The organism is Sporosarcina thermotolerans (genome assembly GCF_030067815.1).
Lineage (GTDB): Bacteria > Bacillota > Bacilli > Bacillales_A > Planococcaceae > Sporosarcina > Sporosarcina thermotolerans.
Genome location: NZ_CP125968.1, coordinates 3,019,169 through 3,034,917, shown reverse-complemented (window position 1 = coordinate 3,034,917; position 15,749 = coordinate 3,019,169). Strand labels below are relative to the sequence as shown.

The window sequence follows — 15,749 nt, the reverse complement described above, 5'->3', positions numbered from 1 at the left end:
TACATATATTGTCGAATTTTATGAAAAAAGCGGGGATACATATGACTTCAAATAAAGAGACGCAAAATCTCGCAAACCCAGTATATCCAATCATGTTTGCAATTGGCGCGTGTCATTTACTAAATGACACGCTTCAAGCCGTTATTCCGGCTATGTTTCCTGTCTTGGAAAAAGAAAGAGGATTAAGTTTCACCCAACTTGGCTTTATTTTCTTTGCATTAAATATGGTTGCTTCAGTTCTTCAACCGGTTGTTGGATATTTTAGTGACAAGAAACCGATGCCTTATGCACTTCCGATTGGAATGACGTTTTCTCTTATCGGTATGGCCGGTTTGGCAATTGCCCCAAGCTATTGGCTGATCCTAGTAGCTGTCATTTTATTAGGCCTTGGCTCAGCTGTCTTCCATCCGGAGGGCTCTCGAGTATCTTTCCTTGCCGCAGGTACAAAAGAGGGCTTTCTCAATCGATCTATCAAGTCGGCGGAAATTCTGGACAAGCTTTAGCTCCTTTGATCAGTGCATTTGTCCTTGTGCCCCTTGGACAGAAGGGTGCAGCTATTTTCATCGTTGTAGCGGCACTTGGGATAATAATACTATCAAGAATTTCCGCCTGGTATAAACAACAGTTGGACTTAGAGAAGAAAAATAATCGCAAAAAAGTTTTACTATCTTCTATCGGGGATCTGACGAAAAAACAAATTGGCATTGCATTGACGTTGTTGTTAATCATTATTTTTGCCAGATCATTCTACGTAACAAATGTTACAAGCTTTTACATTTTTTATTTAATGGATGACTATGGATTAAAGATTGAACAAGGGCAGCTATACATCTTCTTATTCATGGCATTAGGTGCGGCGGGTACATTTTTCGGTGGACCGATGGCGGATCGAATCGGTCGTAAAAACGTAATTGTGTTGTCCCTAATCGTTCCTTTGCCTTTATGTATCATGCTTCCATATATGCCATTATGGGCAGTCGGTGTATTATTGACTTTGATAGGATTCTTTATCATGCTTAGCTTTTCGGTTACTGTCATTTACGCCCAAGAGCTTGTGCCAAGTAAAATTGGGACGATGGCTGGTCTGACAGTAGGATTAGCATTCGGAATGGGCGCCATTGGGGCAGTCGTTCTGGGTGCATTAATGGATACCATCGGAATTTTCCCTACAATGGTCATCGCCTCCTTCTTACCGTTCATCGGTTTGGTTGGACTCGGTTTGCCGAAGGATCAAAAGATTACTGCATCTGCAAATTAATATTTAACCGCTCCGTGCCATATAACGGTTGCGGTTTTTTATTTTCGTATTTTAGTATAATTCTTTACATATTTCGGACCGCGAAGTATACTATATTAGTTACCTAAGTAAATAAAAAGGCGTGAGGAAATGAATCCATTAATACATGAATTGTTCCAGAAATCGAGATTATTGAGTAAAGAGCTGAATAATGCATTGAAACAGTATGATTTATATGCCGCTCAATGGTCTGTTATTTATTGTGTGAATGGACATGGAGAAATGACTTTGACACAGATTTGGAAGTATTTGAATGTGGAAGCGCCGACCATCACCAGAACCGTCAACCGTTTGGAACAGATGGGTTGGTTGGAAACAAGTGTAGGCAAGGATCGTCGTGAGAAAATTGTTAGACTTTCTGGGAAGGCTATAGATAGGATGGCCGAGATTGAACAAACCATCATTCAGTTTGAAGAAATTTCCTTGAGAAACCTAACAAAAGACGAAGAGGAACTTTTAGGCAAGTTGTTAAAAAAACTTGGATAAGAAGGGGAGTTTTTAATTGAATAAAGAACCGATTTGGACAAAATCATTTATAAGTTTATTCTTAACGAATTTATCCGTTTTCATAGTGTTTTATGGTTTGGTATCTACGTTACCGCTTTATGCAAAAGACGCTTTAAGTCGAACGGATGAAGAAGCAGGTCTACTGATGACCATTTTCTTATTATCTGCTATCATTGTCCGTCCGTTTACAGGCAAGTTACTCGATATAGCTGGGAAACGAAGGATGCTTTGGATTAGTTTAATCTTTTACCTCATTTGTACCGTCCTCTACTATTTCATTACTCCGTTTGAAGGTTTGCTTGCGTTGCGTTTCTTCCAAGGTATTTGGTTTAGTATTGTTACAACCGCAGCAGGATCTATCGCGGCTGATATCGTTCCAGTGACAAGACGGGGTGCGGGTCTTGGATATTTTGTCATGTCGACCAATTTGGCCGTTGTAGTCGGTCCTTTTATCGCATTGTTCATCATCCAAACTTATTCGTACGATGCTCTGTTCATCTTAATGAGCATTCTTATGCTGATTGGTGCAGTTGTGGCTGTTCTTATTCCGGATGTGAAAGTGGAAGGAGCCGTAACACCATCGAAACGATTTACTTGGAATGATCTATTCGAGAAAAAGGCTATTCCAATTGCATTATTAGCAAGTTTAATCGCTTTTTCGTATGCAAGTGTTCTTTCCTATTTATCGATTTATGCTCTTGAAAAAGAATTACTAGCATTTGCAAGCTTCTTTTTCGTCGTTTTCGCTGCTGTCATGCTAATAACGAGGCCATTAACTGGGAAAATTTTCGATGAAAAAGGACCCGTGTATATCCTGATTCCAGGGTTCATATTGTTTTTCATTGGATTTTTCATACTGGCGTTCATGAACTCTGCAGGGTTATTCCTTCTCGCAGGGGCGTGTGTTGGACTGGGTTATGGGGCACTTGTTCCGAGTTTGCAGACACTTGCCATTCAGTCAACATCGCATAATCGAAGTGGATATGCGACTGCAACATTTTTTACGTTGTTTGACACAGGACTAGCTATCGGTTCATTTATATTAGGAGTTATTGCTTCTCAATTTGGATATCAAAATGTTTATTTGTTATCAGGTCTGCTTGTTCTTGTAGTGCTTGCATTATATATAATGACTTTCCGAAAACGTCGTGTAAATTGATTGGAATATGCAAAGCCGGATTCAAATGGAATCCGGCTTTCGTCATTTTACTTGTATATCCTTTTTAAAGCTTCCTTAAATGCAGGCTTTATATTGGTTTCCGGTCGGATGGCTGTACTCATCATTTCGGCTTCTTCGATGTTTTCCGCTTTCCCTAACTCAAGCAAGGTTGCTGCAGCGAGAGTGCCGCCGCGCCCTCTGCCTGTATTACAATGGAAGTAGATGTTTTTACCTTCCTTGTAAGCCTCCATCACTTTACTTACAGCCTCGCGGATAGAATCGTCTTGTGATTCGGCATCATCCAACAAAGGTTGGTGGACACTGATTTCACTTGGCAAATCGCCGTTTACAGTTGCTCGTAAGTCGTAAATCACATCAATCTTTTCGTTAGCCATTACCTCTTCAATTGCATCGACACCTCCGAAAAAGATTCGATCTGTCACCAATGCTTTATATGGTTTGTTTGTCATGAATATCTCCCTCTTTCATCGCTTTCAACTTATCGGATTCTACACAATACACCGTTCTGCTTGGTAGTTCCAAGCAATTTAATTGGCCTCCATAGACAGCCGCTCCATCTATACCAATAATACGATTCTCACCGAAGTATACGGAGTAGTCCTGCTTGTCCTTATCCTTATGTAGATTCTTTGTCGGCGTATGGCCGAAAATAACGGTTTTCTCCCCACAATATCCATTATGGAAAATATCTCTGATCCAAATAAGTTCATAGGGATCTGTATCTGTAATGGATTTTTCCGGATGCACGCCTGCATGCACGAATATCACATCGTCTGTTTCAACGAAATAGTCAAGACTTTGTATGAATTGAATATGTTCATTTAGCTTTTCTGAATGGATGGATGGTTTTTCGAACGGTTCATCTTCTTTTATGATAAACTGCTCTTCTGAAAATCCATAGCTTTGCAATGTCTGGCTTCCCCATTACGGTTTGTCCAGTTTTTCCAAGCCCTTTCTTCATCTGTCAACATTGCTTTGACCATCATATCCTCATGGTTACCTTTTAATACAATTGCACCAGCTTCCTTCAACTGGATTACTTTCTCGAGAACCCCTTTGGAATCAGGTCCACGATCGATATAGTCTCCTAATAAGATTAGTTGATCTTCATCAGAATCATAGTTAACTTGTTTAAGTAGCTCTTCAAATAAGTTTAGTTCTCCGTGAATATCACTAATGACCAAAGTTCTTTTCAATTAGATCATCCTTTCATAACGCCTATCATGATTCTATCGCATTTTCATGATACGATTAACAAAATAGTCTCAAAAGAAAGGAAGAATTCTTATGTGTGGTCGTTTTACTTTATTTGCCCCGTACTATGAAATCATGGAACGATTCCGTATTGAAGCCGCTTTTGAAGAAAGCGATTATGTTCCAAGCTATAATATTTCTCCATCGCAACAAGTTGTAGCAATCATTAATGATGGAGAAAAGAATCGCTTGGGGCATTTACGATGGGGCCTCATTCCGCCATGGGCGAAGGACGAGAAGATTGGGTACAAAATGATCAATGCCCGAGCAGAGACACTAGCGGAAAAACCGAGCTATCGAAATGCCTTCAGTAAAAAACGTTGTATCATTCCAGCGGATTCATTTTATGAATGGCAAAGAAAAGACGGCGAGAAAGTGCCGATGCGCATCAAGCTGAAAACCGATGAACTTTTTGCAATCGCTGGACTCTGGGAAACGTGGAAATCGCCAGACGGCAAACTGATCCATACATGCACTGCCATTACGACGGAACCAAATGAGTTGGTGAAACCGATTCATAATCGGATGCCTGTCATTTTGAAAAAAGAGGATGAGGGAATTTGGCTGGACCCGAAAAATACGGATATTCAAACGTTAGGGAATCTGCTGAAGCCATTTGATAAAAACCAAATGAATGCGTACAGTGTCTCCTCAGCTGTCAACTCTCCGAAGAATAATGAAGAATCTCTAATTCTTCCAGTTTGTTAATTAACATTGAAACGAAACACTTGCGTTAGCGTTTACTCATTAAATGGGAGGGGTCGCCATGAAAGTAAGATATTTATTGTCATTTGGTTTATTGTTCATACTGTTTTTGTGGTGGAAACCGTTAGATGCTTCGGCCTGCTCATGCGTCGCTCTGCCACCACCGAAAAAAGCACTCACTGAGGCGGATGCTGTATTTAGCGGCGAAGTGGTGGAGATTATTGAAAATGGTAAACACATCGTTCGAGGGAAAGGTAAAACAATTCACTTTAAGGTTGATGAAGTATGGAAGGGGATTGACGAGTCAGAAGCCGTCGTTACAACAGGACTTGATACTGAAGGCTGCGGATTTCCGTTTGAAAAGGGCAAGAAGTATCTCGTTTACGCTTCGATGGGCGATATGTATGTGGCGAATACATTGACTACAACGATTTGCCGCAGAACAACGGAATTTGCCTATGCAACAGAGGATTTAACCGTATTAGGTGAGGGACAGGAAGTAAGTAGTTTGAAAGAAGATAAAGGTGAAACCACACTACCAATTTGGCCGTTTGTGCTATTCATTTTAGGGTTAGTCGCCATATTCATCGGCTTCCGATATAAAAAATCACAAAAAAACGCGTGCAGATAAATTCCACGGCACGCGTTTTTTATCAATATCCGACAGCAGACTCCCACTTCAAGGAATGCGAAGGGTACAGCGTCTCTTCGGCAGTCAACTCGCCGAAGAATAATGAAGAATCTCTAATTCTTCCAGTTTGTTAATTAATATTGAAACGAAACACTTATGCCAACGTCTACTCTTTAAAGGGGAGGAGTCGGCTTGAAAGTAAGATACTTATTGTCATTTGGACTATTATTCATACTGTTTTTATGGTGGAAGCCGTTAGACGCATCTGCTTGCTCATGTGCAATGCTACCGCCGCCTGAAGATGCCTTGGATATGGCGGATGCTGTTTTCACCGGCGAAGTCGTCGAGATTATTGAAAACGGTAAACTTATTCGGGGGTATGGAAAGACAATTCACTTCAAGGTTAATGAAGTATGGAAGGGGATTGAAGGGTCAGAAGCGGTAGTTACAACGGGACTTCATGATGGAGATTGCGGACTTCCTTTTGAAAAGGGCAAGAAATATCTTGTTTACGCCACGATGAGTGGTATGTATGTGGCGAATACATTATCTACCACGATTTGCCACAGAACAACCGAACTTGCCTATGCAACAGAAGACTTGAATGCATTAGGTGAGGGACAGGAAGTGAGTAGTCCGCATGAAGAAACTGAAACAGAGGATGAAGAAAGCCTTCCATTATGGCCTTTTGCATTATTCATTTTAGGGTTAGTCGCCATATTCATCGGCTTCCGATATAAGAAATCACCAAAAAACGCGGACAGTTAAATTCCACTGCCCGCGTTTTTCATTGTTAAGTAAAAGCCATCATCCGATCCAGGGGGGTATCAGGTTTTATAATATCCCTTAAATCTAAAAGTGGAATTGGGAAATACGGGAATCCCCAATAATAAGGAGTGATTTCATACAGTTGGAAAAAGATAACGATTGAAGTGTCCGCTATATAGAAATCCTGGTCTTTACGGATCTCTTTGAAAGGGGGTTCGAGTAATTCGATTTTCCACTTCTTGATATCTTCACGAATAATATCGGATATCTTTTTCACATAGTCGCTATTCTCTTTGAACAACTCTTCCAATTCATATTGTTTGCCTGTTCTTGTATCAAACGTCAAGGCTCTGGTGAATGTTATCCCATGCGCCCCGCCAGTAAATGAATAGACGATGAGAATTAAGCTAAGAACCCCTCGCTCATTTGTTTTTATTTCAAAATTGGCAACCATCTCCACGAGATTATCATCATAGAAATTTTGATTCACAAGCATTTCATTTAATGTATGGATAATCGTATGATTTAGGCTCCTTTGAATGGCCGCATCTTCCATATCCGAGATAACTGGGTAATAAACCTTCACTTTTGATGAGGTGTGCGGGAGCATCTTCGTATGAATTATTAATGGAACGTCCTCCAAAGTATAACTTCCTTCCTCTTAGGTAGTTATATAGTGTATGAGTAGGATGCATAGGGAAATCACCAAAGATATAACTTTTCGCTTTCCATCCCGTTTTGTGGTAGGATAAAACTTCACAAAAGAAGAGGACGTGAGCGTAAATTGATTTCAATTACAATACCAAAACCGGATGTTACGATCATCCAGCGTGAGCAAAAAATAACTGGTGACGAAGCGCCAATCAAGCCAATCAATGGCTTCATCGATATCCATGAAATCCCGCGTGACAAAGGTGGACTTATCCTTTTTTACAATAAAAGTGATGAACTACTTTTCGCAGGTAAAGCACGCAAGCTTCGCCAACGCGTAAAAAAACATCTTGAAGATACTGTTTCACCAGTGAAAAATCACCGAAACGAAATCAATAAAATTTCTGTGATCATTGTCGAGGATCCAATGGAACGCGAAATTTATGAGACATACATCATCAACACTTTACGCGCGAAATACAATACGGATAAAGTGTTTTACCAAGACTGACAGAAGAAAACCCGCATTCAGGCTATGAAGCCTTGAATGCGGGTTTTGTGTATCAAATCGATGTTTTTTCAAACTGAAATCAGGCTTAATGAAATTATAATATTTCTATTTTAACGGATGTAATGCCTATTCAAGCAAGTTTCCTGTAAAATAAGAGGTAATAGAAGAAACGGGAGGCGGGGGAATTGAAGTTTTTCCATACGGCGGATTGGCATTTAGGCAAACTGGTAAAAGGTGTATACATGACGGAGGGACAGCGTCATGTGCTTCGGCAATTCATCGACGCCATTAAAGAAGAAAAACCCGATGTGATACTTATTGCAGGAGATTTGTATGATCGGGCAGTTCCACCAACGGATGCAGTTACATTACTTGACGAAGTATTGCGGGAAATTGTTGTGGATTTGAAAACTCCTGTCATTGCGGTAGCTGGTAATCACGACAGTCCGAGTCGACTGGACTTTGGCAGTGAATTAATGAGAAGAAACGGATACTTCATTGAAGGCCGGCTAAAACATAAGGTGAAACCGGTCGTATTCAATGATTCATTCGGTGAGGTCCATTTTCATCTTGTCCCATATGCTGACCCTTCCATATGCAGACAAGTTTATGAAGATGAAAATATAATAGATTTTAATAGTGCTATGAAACGTGTAATTCAGAAAATCGAATTTAAGGAAGATGCACGACATGTATTTGTAGGACATGCTTTCGTCACCCCTCACGGCGAGGAGGAGGAGAATACAAGTGATTCGGAGCGCCCGTTGGCAATTGGAGGTGCGGAATATGTGTCTGCACAACTTTTCAAACCGTTCCATTACACAGCTCTCGGCCATCTGCACCAGGCACATCATGTGTCGAATGAAACGATTAGATATTCGGGATCACCTATGAAATATTCAATATCTGAAGAGAATCATAAAAAAGGTTTCTACATTGTGGAAATGGATGGAGAAGGTAATATCGATGTTCAAAAGAGGTTGCTTGCGCCAAAACATGATATGCGAACCGTCGAAGGAGAGATGGATGAAATTCTCACCCATCCACCAAGTGATGACTACGTTTTTGTGAAATTACATGATGCTACACCTGTCTTATTTCCAATGGAAAAAGTGAAGTCAATTTATCCGAATGCCATGCATATTGAAAGAAATGTGGGTCGGACTGCCGCAACACTTGAACGCCACGATTCAGCAGTCCAGGAAAAACCGGATGATATGACCCTGTTTCGATATTTTTACACGCAAATGAATGATATAGAACCCGATGCCGAGACAGAACGGATCTTTGATGAGGTATTGCGGGAAGTGAAAGGGGGAACCGACGTATGAAACCCATTCAATTGACAATGACGGCATTTGGGCCTTACAAGGGAACGGAAATTGTGGATTTTCGACTCCTTGAAGATCATAGATTATTCGTTGTCTCGGGAGCTACTGGAGCAGGGAAAACAACAATTTTCGATGCGATTTGTTTCGCGTTATATGGACAAGCGAGTGGTGAAGACCGATCAGAATCCCGCTCGATGCGAAGTGACTTTGCTGACGATTCCACTCAAACGGCGGTCGAATTAATTTTCGAAATCAATCGGCGCACATATCGAATCATGCGGCAAATCCCATACTTGAAAGCTGGGAATAAAACTGAAACAACTGCAAGATGTGAGTTTTTTGAGCTAACTGCTGACGGGGAAATCCCATTTGTCGACCGTCAAATCGTTTCTGAAATTAATCGGAAGATCGAAGAACTTGTTGGTTTTACGCAAGCTCAATTTAGTCAGATTGTAATGCTTCCACAAGGGGAATTCAGGAAATTCTTGACGTCCGACACGGAGAATAAAGAAACAATCATGCGAAAAATCTTCAAGACGGAAGAGTACCGTGAAGTCGTCAACCGATTGAAGATGAAACGAGATGAGGCCCAAAACCGTTTGGTCGAAGAAAAAAGTAAGATTGAAGGGTTTATTCGGCAAATTCCTACTGTCATACCAGAAAGAGAATCCCTGATTTTCGAAGTCCTTTCCAATGAATATAGAAACGTGTCGCAAGTGCTTGACGGCATAGTAAACGAAGCCGAATTTTATTCGGAAAAAATGGTGGAAGATGAAAAGAAATATAAACTCACATATGAAAAACATGCTGAGATGCTTTCTAACTATCATGTAGCGAAAAATCTCAATGAACAATTTGATCAACTTGAACAGTTGAATAAGGATATGGAGACTTTAACGGCAGAAATTCCATCAGTCACGTTAAAAGAACAACGTATATCCAATGCAGAGCGGGCAGCAGTCATCCATGAAATCGAAGGCCATTTCCAACAGTTGCATAATGAAGCTGAAGTAAGGTTGAAAGAATGGAATCATGCGGTAAAGGAAGCGCAAGAAGCAAAACTGTCATTGGATTCGATCGAAGTATTGTATAAACAAGAAGAGTCTAAACAAGAAGAAAGGGCGCAAGTGACAGAACGGCTTATCCGTTTACGTGACCATCTTCCAGCAGTAAAGGAATTGGCAATTAAGGAATCGACCGTGAAAAGCTTAGAGCAACGCCTTCTGGTTTCGCATGAAGAATTCATCGTTTCGACGAAAAGGTCTGAAGTTGAAAAAGAGAAATTAAATCTGATGAAGGCTCAAATTGAAAAGATGGAATTTGATGTAATCCCATTGGACGAAATTACTGAAAAAATGAGCCGAGTTGAATCTGAATTAAAAATTATGCAAGACCATATGAAAATTACTGCCGAAGTGATGAAGTGGAAGCAGCAGAAGGAAAAGGGATCCGTTGTTGTACGTAAGCTGAGAGATGACTTTACATTAATGCAAAATTTATGGTTGAATAATCAGGCCGCGCTTTTAGCTGATTCGTTGCAGGACGGGGAGCCATGTCCGGTTTGCGGTAGTGAGCACCACCCGACAAAGATCCATAGACATAGTGAAGAATCGGTAACACGTGAAGAACTTGATCGAAGCCAAATCGAATTAACAAAAATAGAAGGTTCTTACCAGGCGGTTTGCGCTAAATACGAGAACTACCTCGAACAATTGGAAGCGAAAGAGCTGGAAATGAAGGAGCTTCAAATTGAAGGCAATCTTGAAGATCTGTCGGCGATCAAAAAGGAATTAACAGAACAAGCAGCCCGCTTACGTGCAACAAGGGATAAACTGCCTGGCTTAAGAAAGGCGCTAAAGTCACAGGAAGAGACCGCTGCGGCTACGCAGATTGCTCAAATTGAGAACGAAAAAAAGGTTTTAGAACAAAAATCGCTTATAGATAAAGAGACAACTTTATTGCAAAGGGAAATAGCCCAAATACCTGAAGAAATGCGTAGCTTGCCTGCCTTGCAAATGAAAATTACTGAAGTTGAATCAAATAAAACTCGTTTGGATATTGCGTGGCAGTCTGTACAAAAATCACGTGAGGAGGCAAGAGGGAAACTAACAAAGGCAGAATCGGCAGAGTATCATTGTAAAAAAACATTTGATGAATGTTCCGATAAAAAGGCAAATGCCGAAGCCAGATTCAAAGAAGCTTTAGAGTTATCCGAATTCACTTCAGAAACGGAATATCGGGAAGCGAAATTGTCGGAATCAGAAAGACGTATTTTGAAAGACCAAGTGATGGATTTCAAACAAAGGCTTCATTCGACAAAGGAAAAGATTGTGGACCTAAATGCCCGTTTGCTTGGAAAAGAAAAAGTGGACTTGATAGAGATGCACGAAACTGTACAAAGTTTGAAAGCAGCGTATGAAGCTGCCTGGACAGAAATGAATAAATCAACAGAATATAAAACTGCTTTGGTTTCATTGGAAGCAAGTATTAAAAGAACTGGTGAAGGTATCGATGAGCTTGAAAGAAGGGTAGGCAAAATTGCCAACCTTTATGATACGATCAGAGGTCAAAATGAATTGAAGCTCTCATTCGAACGATTCATCCAAATCGATTATTTGGAGCGTATCATTCAATCCGCGAATGAGAGACTTAAAGACTTATCGAACGGACAATTTCAGCTATTGCGAAGTGATCGTCAGGAAACAAGGGGAAAACAGAGCGGTTTAGGGTTGGATGTGCATGATGGGTATACCGGTCAAAATCGGGATGTTAAGACATTATCGGGTGGCGAGAAATTTAATGCGTCCCTCAGTCTTGCGTTAGGGATGGCTGATGTTATCCAGAGCTTCCAAGGGTCTGTCTCGATTGACACGATGTTCATCGATGAAGGGTTTGGGACATTGGATGAGGAGTCTTTGCAGAAGGCAATCGATACGCTTGTTGACTTGCAAAAGTCTGGAAGGATGATTGGTGTCATTTCTCACGTTGAAGAGTTAAAAGCTGCATTACCTGCAATTCTTGAAGTCAAGAAGACAAGAGAAGGACATAGTGAAACCAAATTTATCCTTAAATAAACTAAGTAGACGGCCCAAAAAGCCGTCTATTTTTCTATTGTAAAATAATAACATCGTAAAAAATGTGAAATCTTTTTATTTTCTGTTGCAATTTAAGAGAGCAGAGAGTATTATAAATTTCTACAGTAAATGTACACAATAATTTGCATATTAACATCATGAAGGGAGCAGTATACACATGCAAAAAAAGTTGTCATTTTCTTCATATTTAGCTATCGGCGTCATGTTATTTGCCCTCTTTTTGGTGCTGGTAATCTTATATTTCCTGCTCAGTTAGGACAATATTCAGGCGAAAACCTCTGGCCGGCAACAGTCGGATTTCTTATTACAGGAGCTGGACTTCCACTTTTAGGGATTTTGGCAATGGGTTTCTCGGGAAGTAGGAACTTGCAAGAACTCGCAAGCAGGGTACATCCAATTTACGGTTTGATATTTACCTCTTTACTTTATTTAACGATAGGTCCATTTTTTGCTGCACCTCGTACTGGGGCAGTTGCATTCGAAATCGGAATCGCGTCTTCTATTCCTGAAGGCTATACGAAAATTGCGCTGTTTATATTTACATTGTTATTTTTCGGTATAACATTATGGCTTTCCTTGAATCCTGCTAAAATTGTAGATCGTGTCGGGAAACTCATGTCTCCGATTATCATAGTATTGCTGCTTGTCCTATTAATAGTTGCATTTTTGAATCCTATGGGGGAGTTTCAGAGTCCCGTTGATGCTTATGCAAAAGGAGCTTTTGTAAAAGGATTAACTGAAGGCTATAATACAATGGATGCTTTAGCTTCACTTGTATTTGGAATTATCGTCATTAATGTATTACGTTCATATGGACTAAAGAATAAGATGCAGATCTTTTCTGCAACTGTGAAAACCGGCGTCGTAGCTTCAGGTATCCTTGCATTAATCTATGTTGGGATCGCGTATCTTGGGGCGACGACGACTGAGCGCTTAGGATTATTTGAAACCGGAGGCCCTGTTTTAAGTGAGACGGCTTCTTATTACTTTGGAACAATTGGAACTGTTATGCTTGCAATTGTAATTATTCTTGCCTGCTTGACAACAAGTATCGGACTTATGACCGCATGTGGAGAATATTTCAATACAATCATCCCGAAAGTTGGATACAAAACATTCGTTACGGGTTTTACAATCTTTTGTTTTGTTGTTTCGAACTTTGGTTTAGCCAATATTATTACCTATTCAATCCCGGTCCTAATGTTGCTTTACCCACTGGCCGTTGTACTAATGTTACTAACATTCACCTCACCACTATTCGGTCATGCGAGAATCGTTTATGTTGGTGCGACAGCTACTGCATTATTAATCAGCCTCTTCGATGGGATTAAAACATTATATTCCACGTTAGGTTACGAAAAAACGGAATGGCCAAGCTGGCTCACTTCTATTGATTCGTTCTATAATACGATACTTCCGTTTTACAGCGATGGTCTAGGCTGGATCCTTCCAGTACTGATTGTTATGATCTTCACAGCCCTCATCGCCCTTATTATGAAACCAGCACCGGCCCATAGATAGTTGAAAGGAGCACTCCTTGTTAATAGGAATGCTCCTTTTTTTCATTGATTTGTCTAGAATAAACTAGGGAAATATCCTGGTCCTCATCTGTTGAACCGTATGCAATCTCCTCACGTTTAAATGAAAATCCCTTTGCCTCATAAAAAGGAATGCCGTACAGATTTCCTTTGCAACCGAAACCCATTGGCGCTCAGCACCATATGTATACTTTTGAATCTTTGTATAGAATTCCAATAGTCTTGTACCAATCCCCATCCCCCTATAATCGGGGTCCATATAGAAGACATAAATTTCACCATCTGAATCATCTGCCATCCCTCCTCCGATTACTCCAAGGAGTTTTCCATCCTTTTCAGCAACAAAATACCCGTGCCAACTTTTGTCGATTGTTGTGATTTCGCGCTGGATGCGTTCGGCATTGTAATATTTGTTAATCAGGCGTTGAATATATATGTCTGAATAGAGGTTGCGATAAGTGAACCATTGGCATTTTGAAAGCAGATGGGATATGGGTTTTGCTTCATCCTGTCGGGCTGATCTAACTAAAATTTCGGTCATTTTAATTCCTTCCTTTCCTGTAACAATTGACTGACTTTTGTAATCAGAATAAATGCAATTTGTAACATTGCTGTAATACTGTACTGATAATCTATAAATAGACTAAAAGGCGGGGAGTAGAAAACTTGAGAAAACATATTGTAACGATTCTATTTGCAGTAATGTTATTGTTCGGCAGTACGACCGAAAGTTTTGCGGCTTCTTCAACGTATAAAGTCAAAAAAGGTGATACGCTTTACAAAATTGCGGCAATGCATAATATCACCGTCAATGAAATAGTTTCTTGGAATGGTTTGAAGTCAACGGTTATAAAGCCGAATCAGAATTTGATAGTTACTAAATCCGATACAAGTAAAAAGAATTCATCGAAAACTCCATCGCGATCTGATGACGATACCGTTGTGGAGGAAATAACTGTTTCAGCAAGTGCCTATACTGCTAATTGTAACGGTTGTTCAGGAATTACTTCAACAGGGATTAATCTAAAACGAAATCCTGATCTAAAAGTGATTGCCGTGGACCCTTCAGTCATCCCACTTGGAACAAAAGTGTATGTTGAAGGGTATGGTTATGCGATTGCGGGCGATACAGGCGGGTCTATTAAAGGGAATAAAATTGATGTGTTCTTCCCAACAAAAGGCGAAGCATATAAATGGGGAAGAAAAAACGTGAAAATCAAAATACTAAAATAAGAAATTAGGCCGATTCCTTCAAAAAATGGGAATCGGCTTTTAATATTTTTTTGGGTAGTCCCATAGATATGATGACATGGTAAACTATATGGAAAGAAGAGGAATGGGGAGATGGGATGGAAAAAGGAGATTGATCTTGGGGCTGATCTTAGTTATTGCAATTGCATTGTATATCTGGATTGCTTATTTTGAGATCCCTAATAAAGCGAAAATTGGGGAGGCAATCCAACAACAAGTTCCACTGGAAGGGGAAGAACGATGAACATTTATATTATTACTGGTGCGTCAAAAGGCATTGGCCTTGAATTGATGAATCAGTTGAATGAAAAAGGGGAAAAAGTGATTGGGATTGCAAGAACCAATCCGGGCCATGAAGGATTTGAAACTGCGGATTTATTGGAAACAAGTGGATTGGCTGAATTGATGAACCGAATTATTGAAGAAAATCTGTCATCGGCAAGCTCATTTACTTTAATCAATAACGCCGGAACGGTTGAACCGATTGGATTAATCGGCAGCGTTAACGAGAACGAATTAGTTAGGGCTATGTCGATCAATCTAACTGCACCGATGATTTTATCCAATACGTTTATCGGAAGCTTGATAAATTTTGAGGGTGAAAAAAGAATAATTAATATATCATCAGGTGCGGGAAGGAATCCATATGAAGGATGGGGTGTGTACTGCACAACGAAAGCGGGCCTTGATCATTTTTCCCGTGTTGTTTCTCTTGAACAGGAGAAAGCCCAATATCCTGTCGATATTGTCTCAATTGCGCCAGGAATCATCGATACAGGCATGCAGGAAACAATCCGGTCAAGTGAAGCGGAAGATTTCCCGTTACTTGAGCGATTTATTGACTATAAAGAACAAGGCCTTTTAAGCACGGCCTCTGAAACAGCAAGAAAACTGATCGCAGTAATGGAAAGGGAAGATTTTAAGGAGATTGGACCGATTGCTGATTTACGGCAATTAGGGGAATGAATTAGTCAGAAACCGTTGATTTCCGCTACAGGCGGACGCTTTCCGTGGGGCGCGGGTGAGCCTC

14 protein-coding genes and 3 pseudogenes are annotated in these 15,749 nt (G+C 40.4%); 13 read left to right on the top strand and 4 right to left on the bottom strand.

Going from position 1 to position 15,749, the window contains the following annotated elements; translation table 11 throughout:
* The first annotated feature begins 41 nt into the window (after positions 1–41).
* From QNH10_RS17105 to QNH10_RS17095, 3 genes and pseudogenes are all read left to right on the top strand, one after another.
* Positions 42–1,258: pseudogene (locus QNH10_RS17105) on the top strand (MFS transporter).
* A 129-nt stretch (positions 1,259–1,387) separates the two neighbouring features.
* Positions 1,388–1,783, top strand: a complete 396-nt coding sequence (locus QNH10_RS17100; protein ID WP_283732517.1) for a MarR family winged helix-turn-helix transcriptional regulator — start codon at positions 1,388–1,390, stop codon at positions 1,781–1,783.
* 16 nt (positions 1,784–1,799) lie between these two features.
* On the top strand, positions 1,800–2,963 hold the full coding sequence (locus QNH10_RS17095) for an MFS transporter (protein ID WP_283732516.1): 1,164 nt from the start codon (positions 1,800–1,802) through the stop codon (positions 2,961–2,963).
* Between the two features lie 47 nt (positions 2,964–3,010).
* Here QNH10_RS17095 and QNH10_RS17090 read toward each other — a convergent pair whose 3' ends face one another.
* A complete protein-coding gene (locus tag QNH10_RS17090) occupies positions 3,011–3,433 on the bottom strand; it encodes a protein-tyrosine phosphatase family protein (RefSeq protein ID WP_283732515.1) in 423 nt (140 codons plus the stop codon).
* A pseudogene (locus QNH10_RS17085) lies at positions 3,414–4,180 on the bottom strand (metallophosphoesterase family protein). The gene QNH10_RS17090 and the pseudogene QNH10_RS17085 overlap by 20 nt, the downstream one beginning before the upstream one ends.
* A 91-nt stretch (positions 4,181–4,271) precedes the next feature.
* Here QNH10_RS17085 and QNH10_RS17080 point away from each other — a divergent pair.
* The 3 genes from QNH10_RS17080 (at position 4,272) to QNH10_RS17070 (ending at position 6,342) form a co-directional block, all read left to right on the top strand.
* Positions 4,272–4,946, top strand: coding sequence for an SOS response-associated peptidase (locus QNH10_RS17080; RefSeq protein ID WP_283732514.1), 675 nt, complete (start codon positions 4,272–4,274; stop codon positions 4,944–4,946).
* A 58-nt stretch (positions 4,947–5,004) separates the two neighbouring features.
* Complete coding sequence (locus QNH10_RS17075; protein ID WP_283732513.1) at positions 5,005–5,574, top strand: hypothetical protein; 570 nt, start codon at positions 5,005–5,007, stop codon at positions 5,572–5,574.
* 192 nt (positions 5,575–5,766) lie between these two features.
* Entirely contained in the window at positions 5,767–6,342 is a 576-nt protein-coding gene (locus tag QNH10_RS17070; RefSeq protein ID WP_283732512.1) for a hypothetical protein, read from the top strand.
* Positions 6,343–6,367: 25 nt separating this feature from the next.
* Here QNH10_RS17070 and QNH10_RS17065 read toward each other — a convergent pair whose 3' ends face one another.
* Positions 6,368–6,985, bottom strand: a complete 618-nt coding sequence (locus QNH10_RS17065; RefSeq protein WP_283732511.1) for a DUF3298 and DUF4163 domain-containing protein — start codon at positions 6,983–6,985, stop codon at positions 6,368–6,370.
* A gap of 141 nt (positions 6,986–7,126) precedes the next feature.
* On the opposite strand from QNH10_RS17065, the gene QNH10_RS17060 reads away from it, so the two are divergent.
* The 4 genes and pseudogenes from QNH10_RS17060 (at position 7,127) to brnQ (ending at position 13,451) form a co-directional block, all read left to right on the top strand.
* Positions 7,127–7,504, top strand: coding sequence for a nucleotide excision repair endonuclease (locus QNH10_RS17060; RefSeq protein ID WP_283732510.1), 378 nt, complete (start codon positions 7,127–7,129; stop codon positions 7,502–7,504).
* 185 nt (positions 7,505–7,689) lie between these two features.
* Positions 7,690–8,835: an exonuclease SbcCD subunit D gene (locus QNH10_RS17055; RefSeq protein WP_283732509.1), complete on the top strand. Its 1,146-nt coding sequence runs from the start codon at positions 7,690–7,692 to the stop codon at positions 8,833–8,835.
* Complete coding sequence (locus QNH10_RS17050) at positions 8,832–11,909, top strand: AAA family ATPase (protein ID WP_283732508.1); 3,078 nt, start codon at positions 8,832–8,834, stop codon at positions 11,907–11,909. Before QNH10_RS17055 ends, QNH10_RS17050 begins: the two co-directional genes overlap by 4 nt.
* A gap of 178 nt (positions 11,910–12,087) precedes the next feature.
* Positions 12,088–13,451: pseudogene (brnQ, locus tag QNH10_RS17045) on the top strand (branched-chain amino acid transport system II carrier protein).
* Positions 13,452–13,514: 63 nt separating this feature from the next.
* Here the strand turns inward: brnQ and QNH10_RS17040 are convergent.
* A complete protein-coding gene (locus tag QNH10_RS17040; protein ID WP_283732507.1) occupies positions 13,515–14,009 on the bottom strand; it encodes a GNAT family N-acetyltransferase in 495 nt (164 codons plus the stop codon).
* A gap of 125 nt (positions 14,010–14,134) precedes the next feature.
* Between QNH10_RS17040 and QNH10_RS17035 the strand changes: the two genes are divergently transcribed.
* From QNH10_RS17035 to QNH10_RS17025, 3 genes are all read left to right on the top strand, one after another.
* Positions 14,135–14,701, top strand: a complete 567-nt coding sequence (locus QNH10_RS17035) for a 3D domain-containing protein (RefSeq protein WP_283732506.1) — start codon at positions 14,135–14,137, stop codon at positions 14,699–14,701.
* Between the two features lie 136 nt (positions 14,702–14,837).
* On the top strand, positions 14,838–14,963 hold the full coding sequence (locus QNH10_RS17030; protein WP_283732505.1) for a hypothetical protein: 126 nt from the start codon (positions 14,838–14,840) through the stop codon (positions 14,961–14,963).
* Positions 14,960–15,685, top strand: a complete 726-nt coding sequence (locus tag QNH10_RS17025; protein WP_283732504.1) for an SDR family NAD(P)-dependent oxidoreductase — start codon at positions 14,960–14,962, stop codon at positions 15,683–15,685. Before QNH10_RS17030 ends, QNH10_RS17025 begins: the two co-directional genes overlap by 4 nt.
* The last annotated feature ends 64 nt before the right edge of the window (positions 15,686–15,749 follow it).

Bases quoted from the DNA above. Each gene is read 5' to 3' on its own strand.
- QNH10_RS17100 (WP_283732517.1), top strand. From the start codon at position 1,388: ATGAATCCATTAATACATGAATTGTTCCAGAAATCGAGATTATTGAGT.
- QNH10_RS17050 (WP_283732508.1), top strand. From the start codon at position 8,832: ATGAAACCCATTCAATTGACAATGACGGCATTTGGGCCTTACAAGGGA.
- QNH10_RS17025 (WP_283732504.1), top strand. From the start codon at position 14,960: ATGAACATTTATATTATTACTGGTGCGTCAAAAGGCATTGGCCTTGAA.
- QNH10_RS17080 (WP_283732514.1), top strand. From the start codon at position 4,272: ATGTGTGGTCGTTTTACTTTATTTGCCCCGTACTATGAAATCATGGAA.
- QNH10_RS17075 (WP_283732513.1), top strand. From the start codon at position 5,005: ATGAAAGTAAGATATTTATTGTCATTTGGTTTATTGTTCATACTGTTT.
- QNH10_RS17090 (WP_283732515.1), bottom strand. From the start codon at position 3,433: ATGACAAACAAACCATATAAAGCATTGGTGACAGATCGAATCTTTTTC.
- QNH10_RS17040 (WP_283732507.1), bottom strand. From the start codon at position 14,009: ATGACCGAAATTTTAGTTAGATCAGCCCGACAGGATGAAGCAAAACCC.